The 18,242-nt window shown below is 50.4% G+C and carries 19 protein-coding genes, 2 tRNA genes and 1 pseudogene; 7 read left to right on the plus strand and 15 right to left on the minus strand.

The genetic code is table 11. The annotated features are described in order from the left end of the window. The 4 genes from HZB62_00070 to HZB62_00085 form a co-directional block, all read left to right on the plus strand. A partial coding sequence (locus tag HZB62_00070) for a chemotaxis protein CheW (GenBank protein MBI5073562.1) occupies positions 1 to 185 on the plus strand: 185 nt, incomplete at its 5' end. Positions 186 to 233: 48 nt separating this feature from the next. Continuing rightward, positions 234 to 1,088: a protein-glutamate O-methyltransferase CheR gene (locus HZB62_00075; GenBank protein ID MBI5073563.1), complete on the plus strand. Its 855-nt coding sequence runs from the start codon at positions 234 to 236 to the stop codon at positions 1,086 to 1,088. After that, a complete protein-coding gene (locus tag HZB62_00080) occupies positions 1,085 to 1,597 on the plus strand; it encodes a chemotaxis protein CheD (protein MBI5073564.1) in 513 nt (170 codons plus the stop codon). The genes HZB62_00075 and HZB62_00080 overlap by 4 nt, the downstream gene beginning before the upstream one ends. Continuing rightward, complete coding sequence (locus HZB62_00085; protein MBI5073565.1) at positions 1,594 to 2,664, plus strand: chemotaxis response regulator protein-glutamate methylesterase; 1,071 nt, start codon at positions 1,594 to 1,596, stop codon at positions 2,662 to 2,664. The genes HZB62_00080 and HZB62_00085 overlap by 4 nt, the downstream gene beginning before the upstream one ends. A gap of 67 nt (positions 2,665 to 2,731) precedes the next feature. Here HZB62_00085 and HZB62_00090 read toward each other — a convergent pair whose 3' ends face one another. Further along, a complete protein-coding gene (locus tag HZB62_00090) occupies positions 2,732 to 6,445 on the minus strand; it encodes a PAS domain S-box protein (protein MBI5073566.1) in 3,714 nt (1,237 codons plus the stop codon). Positions 6,446 to 6,722: 277 nt separating this feature from the next. Here HZB62_00090 and HZB62_00095 point away from each other — a divergent pair. Continuing rightward, positions 6,723 to 6,796: transfer RNA gene (locus HZB62_00095), tRNA-Gln, on the plus strand. A 4-nt stretch (positions 6,797 to 6,800) separates the two neighbouring features. Then, a tRNA-Glu gene (locus HZB62_00100) sits at positions 6,801 to 6,876 on the plus strand. A 66-nt stretch (positions 6,877 to 6,942) separates the two neighbouring features. On the opposite strand, the gene HZB62_00105 is transcribed toward HZB62_00100, so the two are convergent. The 8 genes and pseudogenes from HZB62_00105 to lexA form a co-directional block, all read right to left on the minus strand. Continuing rightward, positions 6,943 to 8,214, minus strand: a complete 1,272-nt coding sequence (locus HZB62_00105; protein ID MBI5073567.1) for an ATP-binding protein — start codon at positions 8,212 to 8,214, stop codon at positions 6,943 to 6,945. A gap of 192 nt (positions 8,215 to 8,406) precedes the next feature. Beyond that, positions 8,407 to 8,631, minus strand: a pseudogene (locus HZB62_00110) (type II toxin-antitoxin system HicA family toxin). Then, complete coding sequence (locus HZB62_00115; protein ID MBI5073568.1) at positions 8,628 to 8,837, minus strand: type II toxin-antitoxin system HicB family antitoxin; 210 nt, start codon at positions 8,835 to 8,837, stop codon at positions 8,628 to 8,630. Before HZB62_00115 ends, HZB62_00110 begins: the two are co-directional and overlap by 4 nt. A 42-nt stretch (positions 8,838 to 8,879) precedes the next feature. Then, positions 8,880 to 9,155, minus strand: a complete 276-nt coding sequence (locus HZB62_00120; GenBank protein ID MBI5073569.1) for a helix-turn-helix transcriptional regulator — start codon at positions 9,153 to 9,155, stop codon at positions 8,880 to 8,882. Beyond that, positions 9,152 to 9,508, minus strand: coding sequence for a type II toxin-antitoxin system RelE/ParE family toxin (locus HZB62_00125; protein ID MBI5073570.1), 357 nt, complete (start codon positions 9,506 to 9,508; stop codon positions 9,152 to 9,154). The genes HZB62_00120 and HZB62_00125 overlap by 4 nt, the downstream gene beginning before the upstream one ends. 31 nt (positions 9,509 to 9,539) lie before the next feature. After that, positions 9,540 to 9,812, minus strand: a complete 273-nt coding sequence (locus HZB62_00130; GenBank protein MBI5073571.1) for a hypothetical protein — start codon at positions 9,810 to 9,812, stop codon at positions 9,540 to 9,542. Between the two features lie 4 nt (positions 9,813 to 9,816). Then, positions 9,817 to 11,130, minus strand: coding sequence for a DNA polymerase IV (locus tag HZB62_00135; GenBank protein MBI5073572.1), 1,314 nt, complete (start codon positions 11,128 to 11,130; stop codon positions 9,817 to 9,819). 24 nt (positions 11,131 to 11,154) lie between these two features. Next, positions 11,155 to 11,748 carry a repressor LexA gene (gene lexA, locus HZB62_00140; GenBank protein MBI5073573.1) on the minus strand — a complete coding sequence of 198 codons (594 nt, stop codon included), beginning with the start codon at positions 11,746 to 11,748 and terminating at the stop codon, positions 11,155 to 11,157. A gap of 80 nt (positions 11,749 to 11,828) precedes the next feature. On the opposite strand from lexA, the gene HZB62_00145 reads away from it, so the two are divergent. Further along, positions 11,829 to 12,887, plus strand: a complete 1,059-nt coding sequence (locus tag HZB62_00145; protein MBI5073574.1) for a phosphotransferase — start codon at positions 11,829 to 11,831, stop codon at positions 12,885 to 12,887. Here HZB62_00145 and HZB62_00150 read toward each other — a convergent pair. The 6 genes from HZB62_00150 to HZB62_00175 all read right to left on the minus strand — a co-directional run bounded on the left by HZB62_00150 (position 12,884) and on the right by HZB62_00175 (position 18,180). Beyond that, positions 12,884 to 13,570, minus strand: a complete 687-nt coding sequence (locus tag HZB62_00150) for a ribonuclease H-like domain-containing protein (protein ID MBI5073575.1) — start codon at positions 13,568 to 13,570, stop codon at positions 12,884 to 12,886. The two genes, HZB62_00145 and HZB62_00150, sit on opposite strands and share 4 nt — an antisense overlap. A gap of 99 nt (positions 13,571 to 13,669) precedes the next feature. After that, positions 13,670 to 14,968, minus strand: a complete 1,299-nt coding sequence (locus tag HZB62_00155) for a S41 family peptidase (GenBank protein MBI5073576.1) — start codon at positions 14,966 to 14,968, stop codon at positions 13,670 to 13,672. A gap of 19 nt (positions 14,969 to 14,987) precedes the next feature. Continuing rightward, positions 14,988 to 16,118 carry a peptidoglycan DD-metalloendopeptidase family protein gene (locus tag HZB62_00160; protein MBI5073577.1) on the minus strand — a complete coding sequence of 377 codons (1,131 nt, stop codon included), beginning with the start codon at positions 16,116 to 16,118 and terminating at the stop codon, positions 14,988 to 14,990. Next, positions 16,118 to 16,993, minus strand: coding sequence for an ABC transporter permease (locus HZB62_00165; protein ID MBI5073578.1), 876 nt, complete (start codon positions 16,991 to 16,993; stop codon positions 16,118 to 16,120). Before HZB62_00165 ends, HZB62_00160 begins: the two co-directional genes overlap by 1 nt. Next, entirely contained in the window at positions 16,993 to 17,655 is a 663-nt protein-coding gene (ftsE, locus tag HZB62_00170; GenBank protein MBI5073579.1) for a cell division ATP-binding protein FtsE, read from the minus strand. The genes HZB62_00165 and ftsE overlap by 1 nt, the downstream gene beginning before the upstream one ends. Before the next feature lie 18 nt (positions 17,656 to 17,673). Continuing rightward, a complete protein-coding gene (locus HZB62_00175) occupies positions 17,674 to 18,180 on the minus strand; it encodes a hypothetical protein (protein MBI5073580.1) in 507 nt (168 codons plus the stop codon). Positions 18,181 to 18,242: the final 62 nt, after the last annotated feature.

Here is an 18,242-nt window from a genome sequence, read left to right on the forward strand (position 1 = left end):
CGGAGCAGATAGAGCCGGCGCCGCGGATCGGGACCAGGCTGAGGACAGAGTTCATCAGGGGAATGGGCAAGAGAGATGATCAGTTCATCATCATCCTCGACATTGACCGGGTCTTCTCGGCCGATGAACTCTCCCTCGTGCTGGATGCAGGAAGCGCCTCGACTCCTCCTGCCGGATCTAAATAATGCGTGATGCGGCTGTCTGTTGAATAAGAGAAAGGGCTTTTGTAAAGAATGAAGCGGAGCGGCATGACGGCCATATTATCGGATGCTGACTACGAACGCCTGAGAAGGGTCATTTACGATGAATGCGGCATCAAGATGACCCCTGCCAAGAAGGTGATGCTCGAGGCACGGCTCAGAAAAAGGCTGAGGAACCTCGGCATTGACTCATTTGCCGGGTACTGTGAGTATCTTTTCAGCAGGGATGGCAATGAGAATGAACTGATCAACATGATCGATGTTGTAACGACGAACAAGACTGACTTTTTCCGGGAACCGAAACACTTTGATTTTTTGACTTCAACAGCCGTGCCTGCATTGATAGAACTGTATGGTGCAGGTATGCGGAGAAATATGAACATCTGGTCTGCAGGCTGCTCGACCGGAGAGGAGCCGTATACCATTGCCATGGCCCTGAGCGAGTTCAGAGAAACACATCCGACCTTCGAGTTCCTGATACTCGGGACCGATATTTCTACCCTGGTGCTCGAAAAGGCGCAAAAAGCCATATATAAAATGGAACGTGTTGATACGGTCCCTGCTGTCATGAAGAAGAAATATCTTCTCAGGAGCAGGGACCGGCAGAAGAATCTGGTGAGGATCGCGCCTGAAGTCAGAAAAAATGTGCGATTCCGCAGGCTGAACTTTATGGCAGAAGATTTTGAAATGCGCGAACCAATGGACCTTATCTTCTGCAGAAATGTCATTATTTACTTTGACCGTCAGACCCAGGAAAGGCTGCTTAATCGTCTGTACGACCATCTTATCCCGGGGGGATATATGTTCATGGGCCATTCCGAAACATTGAGCGGACTGAATGTCCCCCTTCTGTCTGTCGGGAATATGATCTACAGAAAACCCTTATGAACCTGCTGAACCGGGATGGTCTTCCGACAGTTTATCTGCATCCGGGCGAACTGGTGATCTGCCGGGAGCCGACGAAGGTGATAACTGTTTTGGGCTCATGCGTGTCCGTGACCCTGTTCAGCAGCAGACTGGGCATGAGTGCCATATGCCATGGAACCATGCCGAGATGCAGGGCCATAAAACACTGCACAGAACTTTGCATAGATGCTTTTAAGTTCATGGACTGTGCGATCCAGCACATGCTCAGGAATTTCAGGGAGGCCGGAGCGCAGAAAAACGATATCGAGGTGAAGATATTTGGCGGTGCAGATACCCTGATGTCAAAAAGCAGCAATACGATAGGCAGTCAGAATATAAAGGTTACCCTCGATATCCTCGCCCGGGAGGGCCTCAGCGTAGCTGCTGCCGATGTCGGGGACAATTTTGGCCGAAAACTTATCTTTATCTCAGCTACCGGAGACGTATATCTTAAACGTCTGAACAAGGCAACATTGCTCTATAAGCCATGAAAAATAAGATAAGGGTTCTTATTGTGGATGATTCTGCGGTCGTCCGGCAGACATTGTCTGAAATTCTTTCATCCGATACAGGCATTGAGGTGCTGGGTGCTGCTCCTGACCCCTATATAGCCGCTGACAAGATGCGACATGAGGCCCCTGATGTCCTGATGCTTGACATCGAGATGCCGAGGATGGACGGTCTTACATTCCTCCACAAGATCATGAGCCAGCATCCGATCCCGGTTGTCATCTGCTCCAGCCTGGCAGAGCAGGGGGCTGAAACAACGATCAGGGCTCTTGAACTGGGAGCTGTCGAGATCATTCTTAAGCCGCGCCTGGGCACGAAACAGTTTCTTCATGAGTCAAGGGTACGCATCTGCGATGCAGTAAAGGCTGCGTCTCTGGCACGAGTGCGGCGCATTCCGGAAAAGCCTCTCGGTATATCGCCGAAACTGACTGCAGACGCTGTCATACCGAAGCCGACAGGGACATCGATGATCCAGACGACCGAAAAGGTTGTTGTGGTAGGTGCCTCCACCGGCGGAACCGAAGCGCTTCGGATATTCCTTGAGGCGATGCCCCCTGACGGGCCGGGCATTGTGATCGTCCAGCATATGCCCGAGCATTTTACTGCAGCGTTTGCCAGGAGGCTGGACAGCCTCTGCCGCATGTCGGTAAAAGAGGCTGAGGACAATGATACGGTCATCAGGGGAAGAGCGCTTATAGCGCCCGGCAACCGGCATACGCTGCTCAAGAGAAGCGGAGCGCGCTATTATGTCGAGGTCAAGGACGGTCCGCTTGTGAGCCGGCATCGTCCTTCGGTAGATGTTCTTTTCCGTTCGGCTGCGCGCTATGCGGCAAAAAATGCCGTTGGGGTGATCATGACCGGCATGGGTGACGACGGTGCAAAAGGCATGCTCGAGCTGAAGGATGCCGGGGCATTTACCATTGCCCAGGATGAGGCCTCATCAGTAGTCTTTGGTATGCCGTACGAGGCGATAAAATCCGGCGGCGTTGAAAAAGTCCTGCCCCTTGCGGGCATTGCCGGCAAAGTTATACAGAAGACCTCTTCCTGATCACGATCCTGCTGTCGGAAAATACCATAACGCAGATACGCAATGATCATTCAGAAGACGCGGAAGGTCATGACCGGAGCCGAAGAACCACTTCGGTTCCCCTGTCTTCCGGCGAGATGATCTCCAGCGATCCTTCGTGATCCTCCATCAGTTTTTTACAGATAGGAAGGCCGAGACCTGTGCCGCCTTTCTTTGTTGTAAAGAATGGTTCAAATATTCTTTCCAGATTCTTCTGCGGAATTCCGGGGCCGTCGTCCCCAACTCTGATCTCGGTAATATCCTCTGTCTGATTCGCTGTTATGGTGACGCGTGTCTTTGCAGCTTCCAGAGCATTGTTAATGACATTCAGCAGCACCTGGGTTATCTTGTCTCTGTCGGCGCTGATCGTCACCGACGGAGGTATCTCCACGGAGATAGTTATTGCGGCCTTCTTCCCCTTTATGTGATGTTCCAGTTCCAGGACAAGGATCCCCAGATCCATCTCCTTTATGTCAAGACGCGCCGGGCGGGTATACAGCAGCAGTTCCTCGATAAGGTTTTTCACCCTGTCGCACTCTCTGAGCATGGCGGTGATGAGGGCCAGGTGCTGAGGGTTTTCGCTTTCGCGCTCAAGGATCTGTCCTATGGAAGAGATACCGAACAGGGGGTTCCTCACCTCATGAGCCACCCCTGAAACCACTTTTCCCATGGTCTCGAAGTATTCCTTTTTCCTGAGTTCTGCCTGCAGCTTCTTTATCTCCGAAAGGTCGCGGAACATTACGATCAGGCATTCATTTTGATAGTATCCGCAGGGCAGCGGGGAGTTGACAAACCCTATGGGAAGAGAGCTGCTGCCAGTAAGTGTTATAGTGACCTCATTTCCCAGTGCCTGGCCCGGCGCAAGAAATACTGACGCCTCGGGATACAGCGCGGAGATCTTCTGTCCGATGACGTCAGAAACGTGTGTTTTCAGGATCCTGGCCCCGGAGCTGTTGATCTTCAGGACCAGCCCCTCGCTGTCAACGACAATAATGCCGCTTGCCGCAGCATCGAATATCGCCTCGGAAAAGTCTTTTTCCGCCTTTAACAATTGATCTGACTGCATGCGCTCCAGTTCTGAAGATGCCCTGACAGAATACATCTGGAATATGAGCTTGCTCAGCTGCTTATCTGCGATGGGAAGCCTGTCAAGGGCAGCTACGATGCCTATCGGATTTCCCCTGGAATCGAAAAGTGGGAGTCCCATGTAGCTTTCTGCGCCCATATCAGCCAGCATCTTATCTTCAGGGAAAAGGGCCTGCACATGTTCCGGGTGACTGCAGAATGCCTTGCCGACAACGTTATCGCAAGGCGTTCCCGCAAGGGCATACTCGAAATTGTCGATGATATTTCCATCTGCACAGACCGCTACGGTCCTGACATGCCGCCTGTCTGAGGTCAATTCACCGATCTCGACGAAAGCCATTCCCAGGCTTTTGGCCATATTCAGCGCCATAGACTGAAAAAACAGTTTGCTGGATGTGCCGTACACTTTTTCATTAAGTGTCTGCAGCGCCATATCCATTTTTTTCCGTTCGCTCACATCGCGGAAGATCGCCTGAATGACCTGTCTGCTCGAGGTATTAATAACGCTTACTGAGATATCAATAAAGGCTTGTGAGCCGTCTCCCCTGACGATAAGAAGATCTGCAGCGCTGCCTATGCCGTTAGTGGCAGTTTCCCTAAAGGCATCTGACGCATGCTGCAGCTGTTCTTTGTGAATAAGGCTTGAGAAGGGCTTCCCCAGCAATGAGCTTATCGGATATCCGAGGATGTCGACAGCCTTGGCGTTAAGCTCTATGAAATTACCTGCTGTGTCGAGCAGTACAATGCCGTCGCCAGCTTCGTTCATAAGACGACGGTATTTTTCTTCTGATGAGCGCAGGTCCTGATACAGTCCGATTGTGCGTATTGCAGCGGACGCCTGATTCGCAAAAAGAGCGAGAATGGCCTTTTCGGAGTCGGTCATATAATAATCCGATTTCCTGAAGAGGGTCATGCAGCCCTGAAAATCGTCCTGGAATATAAGAGGAACGGAAACAATATACTTAAAACCGCATTTATCTACGAAATTGCTCAGTCCGCCCATTGTCTCAAGCCTTGCTGATTCGACAGTTCTTCTTTCGGTCACTGATACGCCTATGGGAGACTTGTCGATCAGGATAGAAGGAGGGATCATTCTTTCGCAATGCAGGGATCCGTTATCAGCTCCCATCAGGAGCTCTGAGCCATAAAAGCTTGAAAAATGGAGCTCTTCGCCCTTTTTCAGCCAGAGTATGGCTGCATGCATGCTTACAAAAGGCGTGACAGAGGAAACGATGAATTGCATCAACGACGCCATATCCAGGGTGGTCATCTTCTGCACCGAAAGATCATGGAGCTTTATCAGCCGCAGGATATCTTCTTTTTTCTCGTCCATGAGGCGATAGTTTTCGAGCGCAGAGGAGATCTCGGCAGCGAGGATCTCGAGAGAATGGAGCGTTGAATCAGTAAGCATATGCATGTGATCAGTTCCTGCAAGCAGCACACCATAGACAGGGAAGACCGGACAATGGATGCATCCGAACATTTTCTCTTTTCCCTGAATGGACTGCCGGCTTCTGCAGAGCGTTCCGTCTATCAGCCAGCATCGCTCGTCTACATTGCCAAAGGCCGGGCAAGTCTGGCTATAACAGAGGTTGACCTCCCGACACTTCTTTCTCTGATGCGATATGATTGGGATGACCATGAGGTGGGGATATTCTTCGGCAAAGCCCATCTTCACCGCATTTACCAGAACAGGCCTTGCTTCCAGGATCAGCCGGGAAAGGGGTTGATCGTTTGCAAGCGAGATGCCGGCAGGGCAGAGAGACCCTTCGGAGCCTTTCTTGAATACCTGGGACAGAAGCCCGGTTTCCCTGTCAACAAGACATACCGAGGCATACCCAAAGCCTAACTTGTCGATTATTGCCTCAAGAAAAAGGTCTATGCTCGGCGCAAGAGGCCGGTCGCCCCTGAATACCTCAACCGAGAGATTTGCCACGACTTCCAGTTCCGTTGTCCGCTGCTGCACAGCCCTCTCCAGGGTGAGGTGGGAGGTCTCGATGCTTTCTGCCATCTGGTTGAAGGTTGCAGCAAGCCTGCCGAACTCATCGTTATTGTCAGGCAGCAAGACCCTGTGCTGGTAATCTCCGGCGCTTATCTTTTCAGCGCCTGCGTTCAAGGCGGTAAGCGGCAGGAAAATCATTCTGCGGAGAATAACGATCAGCAGGCCGCTGCTGAGGGCGGCTATCACGATCGTGAAGTATATCATGTTCTTCAGGAGATCCCTTGTGACCGAAACCATCTTTTTCATCGACATGTCAACCATCAGTACGCCGAGCATCTTCTTGTCTGCTGCGTGGCACTGCTGACATGCCTTTTCATTCAGCAGCGGTGTGAAGAAGATCAGCTGTTCGCCGTCCCGCATAGTGGTCTCCTGGGGGGCAGAAAACATATCAGCCGGGACCCTGTATGCGGTTTCGCCTGCATATAACGTCCCGTCTTCTCTGAATAAAGCAACCTGAACCTCGCCCGGTATAACATGGTTGATCACCAGTTTCCTGATGACAGCCGGCTTCTTCTCAACGAGCATGAGCTCTCTGACCTCTCTTGTTATGTCGTTTGCCAGCAGGGCGGACCTGTCCCTGTCATAAGAGAGCAGGGTGGAGGTCTCTTTCCTGTCGATAAGATACGTGAGGATGCTGCAAGACAGGACTATGCCTGCCACCAGCAGAACGACCATGCGCTTGCCGAGTCTTGATGTTGTGATCTTACTCTCCCCTGGCCGGTTTCCCCCGGCTCTATTTATTAAGTTCCTGTTCAGCGCTGCCGTCTTATGCGGCTTCAGAGGTTGAACAAGAATAAGCAGACATCTCTCTTCCTATTAAACAAATTTATGATATATGAATTGTGTAATGAAATCAAATCGGTATTATCACCGGGAGCTGATATTGCTTCTGCCCGTTTAAAGCGCAAGCATTTACAAAACGCCCTGTTTTATGATATAAAATCTATTCATTTGGGGAGTCGTCCAAGGGCAAGACGGCAGATTCTGGATCTGCTTATAGGGGTTCGAATCCTCTCTCCCCAGCCATAATGGTCCCATCGTCTAGCGGTCTAGGACGTGGCCCTCTCAAGGCTAAAACACGGGTTCGATTCCCGTTGGGACCGCCAATCTTTTCAAGGGGTTATACGGTTTCTGCATACTGTGCTCGCCGGACCGTGATAAAAACGCGGTCTTCAGTTTATTCTCTCTCTGATGCTCCAATATTTCCAATAAGGGATCGCCTCAATCGCAAGGCTATCCTTTTCGAATTTTGTCTCAGTATCAAGAGTGACAAGCAGCGCCTTCTTGAGCTTGTTCCTCTCAAGGAATTTAAAGAGCGTCTTCACATCATCCGTTCTTATCTTTTCCTTGATCTTTATCTCTACAGGCAACACGATTTTGTCATGTGCATGGATAATGTCAATCTCCTCTTTCTGCGGGGTCTTCAAGAAGAACTTCGCATCAAGGCTGTTGACAAAAAATTGCTCCAGGACCGCCGGCAACTCGGCCTGTGGATTTAGAGCTAAGGTGAAGGCCGTATTGCAGGGATAAAGCCTTTTTACCTTCTTCTCGCTGGTAAGGAGGTTTTTCGAATAGTTATAAAGCTTCTGCAGGAACAGGGCATATTCAAGGTATGAGATGTAATTCGCAATCGTCCGCTGGTCAATGTTGAGGTCATTGCTCAGGTTTTTGTAATCAAGATAAAAACCCGGCCGTGAAGCAGTGATAGTCAGCAGCTTCATAAGGAGGTCAGGCAGATCGAGCTTAAAGGTCTGCGGGATATCCACAAAGATGACCCGCTCAAGAAGACTCTCTTTGAGATACTTCCTGAGCATTGGCTCCTCCATATCAAGGGCCTCGATAAACCCCCCGGTCTTCAGGAATACTGCCATATGCCTCTTCAGGTCCTTCTCGAAGATCTTCTCCCTCTGCTTGTCTATCCCCGCCTCTTTGAAATCAAGGTACTCCTCAAAGTCCAGCGGCTTGATCATAAAATCAAAGAATCTTCCTGCCAGGCTTTCCCTTGTGCCCTGCCACATGGTTATCTGTGCGGAGCCGGTCAGAAATATTTTTAATTTCGGGTTTGCATCATAGAGGAGTTTCACCTTTGAAGGCCAGCCCTCAAGTTTCTGTATCTCATCGAGGAAGATATAGACTTTCTTCTTTGATATATCCTCCTGCAGCACCTCCGCCTCATACTGTTTGATGATATCTTCCAGGTCATATCTCATCTCGTCGAACGAAAAATAGAGAATATGGTAAGGGTTCGTATTCTTGCCGATGAGTTCATCCATGATCTGGTACATGAGGGTTGTCTTTCCAACCCTTCTTAGCCCAGTGAACAGCACGATCTGGCGCTTGTCTATATAATGGACAATCTCTTTAAATATCTTTCTTTTCCGTCCGGTAAACTCAGGGGAGACCTTTCCTGTCTTCCACCAGGGGTTAAAGCTCTGTAAATCCATATACTCTCCGATGTTATTGAAATTTAATTTCAATAACATTATATTGCTACTGATAGATAATAGCAAGTGCGATTTGCTGCCAAAATGAAGCGGTCCAGGACCACTAATCTTTGCTCTTGCAACTGCTCATGACAATATTCTGATGATCAACCTCGTGGCTGCGAAGTGGAGGGCGGGTGCAGCAGACACTCCTTAGCGGATCTTTATCAACTCATCTTTTGCCATTTCAACATCCTTGAGAATCTTTGAAAGCAGGCCCGGGCCGATAGTTTCACCTGAGTGGACCGGCACGACTGTTGCCCTGCCGTTAGGATGCTGCATGAACACATGGCTGCCCTTCTATCTGATCGAGAGAAAGCCTTTCTTCTTCAATAGGGCGACTAGCTGCTTTCCGGTAAGAGAGGGGTATTGGGTCATACCGCGACTTTCTGAACTCCGACAAGATGGGTCCTTGGCGATTTTCTGCCATACACTTCAAGGCAGAGTTGAATCGCTTCTTTTGTCCTTTCCAGAAGCTGGTCAAGAGACTTTGCCTGTGTATGACAGCCTGTCAATTCAGGAACTTCTGCAATAAAAAAGCCCTGCTCGTCCTGTTCGATGATTACAGTAAATTCTTTTTTCACCATCCACCTCCTTTTCCTGAATTATAACCGAGATAGGGTAACTCAGGCTATCTTTACTTCGAGTCTCCTGCCGAGGGCATGGGCGACCTTCTCCAGGGTGGACAGCTTGATATCCTCTGCATGGTTCTCAATCCGTGAGATAGCGGTCTTCTTGGTCTTCAGTCTGTGGGCAAGTTCTTCCTGTGTCAGTCCTGCCGTCTCACGGGCCTCTTTGAGCACCACGCCAATCTTGAACTGTTCGTACCCCGCGTCATAACCCTCGGCGAATGCCTTGTCCCTCTTCTTCCTGTCATGGACATACTTTTTCAGATCACTCATCTCTTTGTCCTCCTTCGCAAATAGTCTTTTCTGTAAGTCTCGGCCCGTTCAATCTCTCGCTGAGGGGTCTTCTGCGTCTTCTTGATCAATCCGTGGGTCAGCACAACAACGGAATTGCCGTCAAAGAAGCAGAATATCCGATATGCATTCGAGCCAAGCTGTATCCTGCACTCCCATATTTCCTCAGTACTGACGAGCTTCTTGAAATATGTCGAGGGCACGACATTGAGGTCCTCAACCAGGCTCAGCACCCATGCAACTTTCTGCGCCGTCTTGCTGGACAGCGAATCGAGAAACTCCTGCACCGGGCATTTCCCGTCAACCGTTCTATAAAATGTTATGGTCTTACCCACTAAGTTATGTTAACTCCTGTGTTAACCTTTGTCAAGAAACAGCCAGAGACTGACCGTGAAGAAAACGTGAAATAAATGTGTCAAAACCCATAGAAATCTGTGGTATGATATCAAAACAAAAAAGCGGCTCAAACCCATGACTGGCAAGGGTTTTACGGGTATTTTCAAGCACTTGCACAGTTCCGTTAAATGTCACTCTCAAGGCTAAAACACGGGTTCGATTCCCGTTGGGACCGCCAATCTTTTCAAAAGATAAGGCCTCTGCACATCTTCCTTTATTTTTTGCTGCAATATAAATCGTCATAGAATCATACCTTGATATGCAGCATTGGCAGGCCCAATCTCTGTCGTTTGTTCTCTCCCTTTAGCAACTCGCTTGTGCGTTTCGGGGTGTCGCCACGCTCTCCTTCATGCCGTGCCTGCTGTTTTGTCGGCAGACTTGCGCCATGAAACACGGTATATTTGCCGTATCTGTCGGACAGCTCATCAATAGCGCTGTATACCCTGCTCATCTTCTCTATCTTTGCCTGATCGTCAAAAAGCGTGTAATGGATATCTGTTTCATGCATCAGTCCGGCAAGCACAACCCCTGTCTGACGATAGAGATGGTGCGGACGATAAAGCTGTTGCGCTCCGTCTCTCAGAGATTCAAAGAGGTCAGCAGGATATGCTGAAGGCCGGGTCAGCTTCAGTTCGATCCCGGTATCCCTGAAATCCTGTGTCCTGAGAAAGACAACGAGGCGTGTTGCTGCAAGGTTGTGACGCCTGGCCTTTATGCAGGCATTTTCGAGGTTCTTCGAGAGTTGGGCAAAGATGAAAGCCTCGTCATGGGATGGAGGGGTGAAGGTCTTTGTTTTGCTGATCGACTGATAGCTGTTTTTGGATTCTGCACTGACCGGATAAATGCTCCTACCGTTCAGCTCTTGCCAGATCTCATGGTATGGCTTCGAAAGATGCTTTTTTATGAACTCCTCATCTCTCTTTGCAAGATCGAGCGCGGTAACAATGCCGAACTTTCTGAGAAAGGCCGCAGTATTCGGTCCGATACCCCAGACCTTTTCTGCAGGGAGCCTGCCCAGATACAGGTGGATATCCCTGCCCGGTATTATGGTCAGGCCATGGGGTTTATTATACTTTGATCCTATCTTGGCCAGGACCTTTGAGAGGCTTACGCCGACAGAGACGGTGATCCCCAGCTCCCTTTCGACCGTCTCCTGCATCTTTTGAGCGATCGACCCATATGAGCCGTGGAAATTTCTCCTGAGGCCTGTCAGGTCAACAAAGGCCTCGTCTATGGAATACTCCTCAACATCAGGAGAGAAGCGCCTGAGTATCTCGAACATCCTGACCGAGAAGAGACTGTAGGTCTCATAATCTGAAGGCAGGATGACTGCATCAGGGCAGAGTTTTTTTACGTCACGAAGCGGCACGCCGCGCGAAACTCCCCGCGCCTTTGCCTCATAGCTGGCAGCTGAAACAATACCCCGCTCCTTGCCGGTGATCACAGGCCTTCCTTTGAGCTCCGGATGGATCGCCTGTTCACATGACGTAAAGAAGGCATCTGCATCGAGGTGAAGGATGGCCTGAGGCCAGGAACGGATAGTTAAGGGTTGTGTGGTCATGCCCGGTGCTCCCGTACAATAATGCTAACGGTATTTTCTGACTACTGCGGTTACAACGCCAGCGATCTTGAGCTCTTTCTTCGGCCTGATAGGTTTGTACAGGGGATTGGCAGGGATTAGGGTGACGCCTTCCCCTCTCTTTTTGAGATATTTCATGGTCCATTCTCCGTCAACCTCTGCAATGACAATATCCCCGCTCTTGGGGTCCTGCCCTTTGTCAATGATCACCATATCACCGGGGAGTATGCCTGCCCCGGACATGGAATCCCCTGAGACCTTGAGCATGAAGGTGGCTGATGGGTTCTGTATGAGCAGATCATCAAGGGAGAGGGTGTCTGCAAGCTCTTCTTCTGCAGGGCTCGGGAATCCAGCCTCTACCGTGCCGAGCATCCGTAACGGCAGGGCAAGGGAGCCCGGGATGAGCCTGCCTTTTTCATCTTTTGACAAGACATTGTTCTGCTGGAGCCTGCTGACAAGCTTATGTACGGCGTTCTTGGAGCGCAGCCCTATGAGCTCACCGATCTCCGCAAAGCTCGGCATCCTGCCCTTCTGATGATAAAAATGAGCAATGCTTTTTGCCCTCGAAAGGGTCTTTTCCTCTGACGCCTGCTTTGTCATGGTCCATTATAGAGTGAACGTTCGTTCACTGTCAAGGGTCTTTCTCTTGTGATATCCTGAGGCAGGATGAACAGATAACCATGATCAATGAAAAAGCGATAAAAGCCTATGTTCTGAAGGAATTCAGGGATATTATCAATGTCGGGATCAGGAAGCTCGGTTCAGGGGTTCAGGGCTCGGGTTTTCTGGTAGAGATGCAGACAAAAGAGGGTCTTAGATCATATGTGGTGAAGTCGCTTCTTGCCGAGGGCTTCGGCCATGACTATCCCTCTGACAGGGCAGCGGTCTTTCTTCAGGACCTCGATGAATATGCCAATCTGCCGAACCATGTGAAGGCCATGGATGTACTTGCAGAGATGGAAGACGGGACTGTGAAGCCGGTCGGCGGCGGAATAGAATATTATCTGATGATGGAGACGGTCGAAGGCAGGGACTATTTCAATGACCTCGCCGAGTTTACAGGCAAGGAGCGCCTTGAGGAGAGGGACATTGCAAAGATCAGGGCAATGGCATCCTATCTCGGCAGGATACATGCAGTGAAGAATGGATCAAAGACCCTGTACTGGCGGAAGCTCCGTGATACGGTCGGCCATGGCGAATGCCTCATGGGCGTCTTTGACATTTACCCTGACGGGACCCTGCCTTATGAAGAGATGGCAGAAATCGTAAAAAGATCGGTTGACTGGACGTATAAGCTGAAGCCGCGATATAAAAGACTCTCTCAGATACATGGAGACTTTCATCCGGGCAATATATGGTTTAAAGAGGCGAAGGGCGAGCAGCCGGAATTCGTGTTGCTCGACCGGAGCCGAGGCCCCTGGGGAGAGCCTGCTGATGACCTGACAGCCATGGCGATCAACTACATCTTCTTTTCGATCAGGAATCACGGCGATTTAAGAGGAGCGTATCTCGAAGGACTGAAGCTCTTCATTGATGACTATGTCCGGTTCTCCGGCGATGCAGAGATCCTTGAAGTGACCGCACCTTTCTTTGCCTTCCGCTGCGCAGTTGTTGCCAATCCTGTCTTTTATCCTGACCTGTCCGCAGAGGCGAGGAGAAAGATATTTAATTTCGCGAGGGCTGTTCTGTCAGCAGAACGATTTGAAGTGGAGAAGGTGAATGATTATCTGGTCGGTTAAAACTTCTTCTGGTTCGGCATTCTGATGTAATTTTCCCAGACCGAGAAGAGTTCAGCCGTTGCCTTGAGGTCCCCTGCACAGTACCGTGCAATATCCATATGTTTTCCTGCCTTGAAAAGGTCCTTCACCTCATATCCTGTGATGCCTTCTGCCTTTGGGCTCCTGATGTCAAAGGCCCTGCACCACATGTCAAGGCTGAACTTCCTGCGTGATGCGCCAAAAAAGGTGAGCTGGTCAAAAAGGTCTATGTGTGCGTCGCCATACCGGTTCGGCATCAGGTCGCGGAGCGGTTTAATCTTATGCACTGCCGAGCGTATCATGATGAAGGGACAGTCAAACCCTCTGCCGTTAAAGGTGACGAACTGGTTATAGTTCTTTATGGTCTCCCAGAACCGCTGGATGATCTCCTGTTCGGTGCCGTTTTCATAGGTTATGCCTTCTTCTTCAAACGGCAGAAGCGGGGCAGCATGGTTCTGAAAGAAGACCGCCCCTCTGCATTTATCAGGATCGTACATGCCGATAGCAACGATCTCTGCAGTAAGGGGGTAGAACGAGAGGCTCTCTTTTACGTCTTTTTTCTCTTCCTCGGTCTCTGCCCACTTGAGCAGGTAATCCTGTACAGCAGGCTCCAGGGAATCAAAATCCCTTCCAGCGGTTTCTATATCGAAAATTATGCGTGCCATTTCAAACCAGTAATGCGTAATGTGTGATTAGTGATGAGTGCCCGAAAGAGATCTGCCTGTCCTTACTCATTACCCATAACCCTTTACCCATTACTGCCGTTATGATGCCTTAGGCAGTTCCTTGAAGACGTTCCAGGTCTTGAGGATGTCCACGGCCCTCTGAAGCTGGATATCGTCCTTCTCATCCACTTCAATTGGTGCGGTCTCCTTTTCCTCTCCTTTTGGATCTGCCTGTTCATTCTTCAGGTGGCGTTCAAGGTCTTTTTCCCTGAGCACGGGATGCTCTTTTGTGCCGTTCTTCGCCTCGAGCTTCACGATGATGTCCGGAGTGATGCCGGTCCCCTGGATGGACTTGCCTTTTGGTGTGTAGTATTTTGCCGTTGTCAGCCGGAGACCTGAGCCGTCGGAGAGCGGTATTACGGTCTGGACAGAACCCTTGCCGAAGGTCACGGTGCCGAGGGTCACGGCCCTGTTCCAGTCCTTGAGCGCGCCTGCAACGATCTCGGATGCGCTTGCGCTTCCCTGGTTTATGAGCACTACCATGGGGAGCTTGAAGTGGTCGTCATTATTTGTATAGAGCTCGGATTTTTCACCGCTTCTTGTTTTCGTATACACAACAAGCTTTCCCTTTTCCAGAAACTGACTTGCCACGTCAATAGAGCTGTTGAGCAGACCCCCTGGATCGTTCCTGAGATCAAGGACAAGAGATGTTATTTTTTCCTCGTTCAGTCTCTTCAGCGCAGCGGCAAGGTCATTTGAGGTCTGCTCCTGGAACTGATTGATCTTTATATATCCGATGCTGCCTTCGAGGACCTTTGATTTTACGCTCTTGACCTTGATGATCTCGCGTGTCAGGGTGAAGTCCTTACTATCTTTCCAGCCTTCTCTCATGATACTGATGACAACGGTTGTCTTGGGCGTACCCCTCATTTTTGAGACTGCATCATGCAGGGTCATGTCGCGCGTGGTGACGTTGTTGATCTTGACGATCTTGTCCCCTGCCTTTATGCCTGCCCTGAATGCAGGCGTGTCTTCAATGGGAGCAATGACCGTCAGCATGCTCTCTTTCATGCCGATCTGGATGCCGATGCCGCCGAATTCGCCCTTTGTTTCAACCTGCATATCCTTATATCCTTCTGCGGTCATGAAACTCGAGTGCGGGTCAAGTGAACTGAGCATGCCCCTGATCGCCCCATACACAAGGTCTTTTGACTTCACGTCCTCCACATAATGTTTCTTTACCATCGAAAGGACCTCGGTAAAGGTCTTGAGCTCCTCATATCCCTCGCCTTCAGCGCTCACTGCAGTGACAGACAGCCTGCCAAGGACTATGCCTGTGGTTGCCACTGCCAGGACAAGGAAGAATACAAGAAATGTCTGCTTCTTTATCTTAAACATGCTGATACGACCTCCTGATTTATCTCTTCTTCTTTTTCAGCCATTGGGCCGGGTCAAGCGGTTTACCTTTGTACCTGATCTCAAAGTATATTCCCTGAGCGTTGAGGACGCCTGATGTCCCGACCTTTCCTATTACCTGGTTCTCTTTTATTATATCCCCAACCTTTGAAAAAATCTCGGCAAGGTTGCCGTAGAGCGTGTGATACCCGCTGCCGTGGTTGATGATAACGAGCTGGCCGAACCCTTTGAACCATTCGGCGAAGATCACTTTGCCCCCGTACACTGCCCGCGCATCTCCGGGAGAGTCTGTCTGGATATGGATGCCGTTTCTGAAGACCGGCGTATCAAACTGCGGGTCCTTGTGGGAGCCGTAGGGGATCGCTATTCTCCCGTCTGCAGGCCAGAGGAGTTTTCCCTTGAGCTGGGTAAAGCCTTTTCCTTCATAATCGCCTGTTTTTGTCGATTCCCTGATGATCTCGAGCAATCTGCGCGATGCCTCTCTCAGTTCAGCGATCATCTTCTGACGCGTTGCCTTTTCTGTTCTGACAGAGTGGAGAATGTTCTCTTTTTCCCTTTTCTTTTCTGCGAGCTCCGCTTCTTTTGACCTGACCCTGTCCTGCCGGGTCTGGAACTCCAGCCTGAGGCCTTCGAGTTTCTGCTGTTCCGTATCCAGCTTCAGGAGGTTCTCACGGTATGCTTTCTGGATCTTCTGTTCATGGAGGGTGATATGCTCAAGGTACTTCCAGGTCCTCATGAGCTGCGCCATGTCTTCGGCGCTCAGCACCTGCGTCAGGACATCTCCACCGTAACCGAGGCGGTTCATGGAGCGGAGCTTTCTTCTGATCCAGTTCTTCTGCCGCTCAAGGCTGCGTTTTATCTTCTCCATCTCGACGGCAATGCTGCTGATGGCGGCCTCTGTCTGCTTCAGATTGGAGCGGTACTTCCTGAGGTCTGTTTCTGCGGTGTTCAGCTTTTTGCTCACGGCATCAAGCTCGTTCAGCACTGAGGCCTCACGCTCCTGGGCAGCGCTCAGTTTCTTTTTTTCTTCGTCGATCTTCTCCTGGATCTTCTTATACTCCAGCTCAGACGGGGCAGCAACGGAGATCGAAGGACAGATGAGCGCAAGGATAAGGAGAGCGGCAAGGATCATCAGTATTTGAGCCTTCCCAGTGCGATCGCTGCCCCAAAAATGCCGAGCAGCATGCCGATCACGGGAAGGAAAAGAAATACGCCGGAAGGGAAGAGAACTGTCTTGAAAAGCGGCACCGAGATGATGAGCCTGAGAAACAGAAAATGATGAAGAAGAAATACGGCGGCAAGGCTTGAGACCCCAGCGGTTATGCCGATAGCAGCACCTTCGATAATGAAGGGGGCCCGGATGAAGCCTTTTGTTGCGCCGAGGAGCTTGAAGGTCTCGATCTCATCGGTCCTGCGATAAAAGAGGATCTTCACGGTGCTGTAGCAGACGAATACAATGCCGGTGCTGAGGATGATGGCAAGGACAAGGCCGGTTATCTTCACGCCGGCTTTGATGTTCTGCAGGACCGTGAGGAATTTTTCGCCGTAATCGACCTCTGAGATGCCTTTGATCCTTTTCGTCTCGTCCGCAAGCTGTTTGACCGAATCTGTGCCCATTGCATCCTTTTTCAGCTTTACGTCGAGAGAGTCGGGCAGCGGATTATCCTCAAGTCCTTCCAATACATACTGGGAATTCTTGAGCGTGCTTTTTAACTCTTTGAACGCTTCGTCCCGGGAAATGAACTTGACCGAGGAGACCGCCCGCTTGGCCCTGACCGCACTGATCACCTGATCGATCTTCTCCTGAGTGAGATTGCTGTCGAGGTACGCGACCAGAGAAAATTTCTCAGGCAGGTTCCGCGTGGCTATTTCGATATTGTAAAAGACGAAAAAGCTGATGCTGATGATGAAGAGCCCGGCAAAGATCGTGAGCATGGAGAGCAGGTTGATCCACTTATCTTTTTTCAGGCTTTGCAGAGCAAGTTTGAATGCATAGGATGTCGGCATCAGCATACCCCCTGGCTTACCAGCGTCCCGGCCTCAAGCCGAAGCACCCGTTTGCCCGAGTTCATATAGAGTTCCCGGTTGTGTGTTGCGATCAGGATGGTCGTGCCCTTCGCATGAATATCCTTGAATGTCTTCAGTACGTCTTCAGCCGTATCAGGGTCGAGGTTGCCGGTCGGTTCATCTGCGAGCAGGACGGTCGGTTCTGCGACGATCGCACGGGCGATCACGATCCTCTGCTGCTCTCCCCCGGAAAGTCTCCTGGGATAACTGTCAGCTTTGTGCCGGAGATTGACGGTCTTGAGCGCTTCATAGACCCGCATCTTGATCTCCCGTTCACCAATGCCGCGGATCCTGAGCGCAAGCGCAATGTTCTCGAAAATGTTCCTGTTATCGAGGAGCCTGAAGTCCTGGAACACCACGCCGATATTGCGGCGCACAAAGGGGATGCTTGACTCCCGGAGAGATCCTGTTTCCCATCCGGCGATCGTGATGTTGCCCTGGTCAGGCATCTCTGCAAGGTACACCAGCTTGAGCATGGTCGTTTTGCCCGATCCGCTTGGCCCGGTCAGAAATACCATCTCTCCCTTTTCGATCGAGCAGGTCACCTCCCGCAAAGCAGTCTGAAGCTCATACTCCTTGGTGACGTTCTCAAAATGTATCATTGGGTCTGACTGTTCCATCTAGTTATCTTCTTCTTTCATGATGTAGTCGAGGAGGATATCATCGAGGCTTTTGGTTATCTGTTTTTTGTCAATCTCCGGCTCAGAAGGCTTTTCTTTCTCAGGTGCTGCAGATCGTGTCTGAGCGGGTTCGACAGGTTTTTCTTCTGCAGGCGGCGCAGGACTTGTCTGAACGGGTGCTGCCGGGACTGAAGGGTGAGGGTGAAGAGCTGTTGCTTCTGCGGTTGGCCCAGGCGCCGGCTGGGAAGCGGCAACATCCTGGGTATGTTTGCCGGCGATCAATTCCTTGATCATTGCCTTGTGCTGTTCCTTCATCATTTCCTGCACGGTTTCTTTATAGTCAGGGGATGATGCTATTTCTGCGTAGCTTACTTTCTTTCTGGAAAGAATGGTCCCCTTGTTATAAAGCAGGGTGATAATGTGCGGGTTCTTGAGACCGCTGTCCTCGGTCTGAACGTGATACACGATTCCTTTATACGATATGTTGGTGTTATAGCCGACGAGCATATTGACTATTATAATAGAAACAGGGGCTTCGGGCATATTATTTAGCATAGGGCCCAAGTAGG

It is taken from the genome of Nitrospirota bacterium (assembly GCA_016214855.1).
GTDB lineage: Bacteria > Nitrospirota > Thermodesulfovibrionia > Thermodesulfovibrionales > UBA6898 > UBA6898.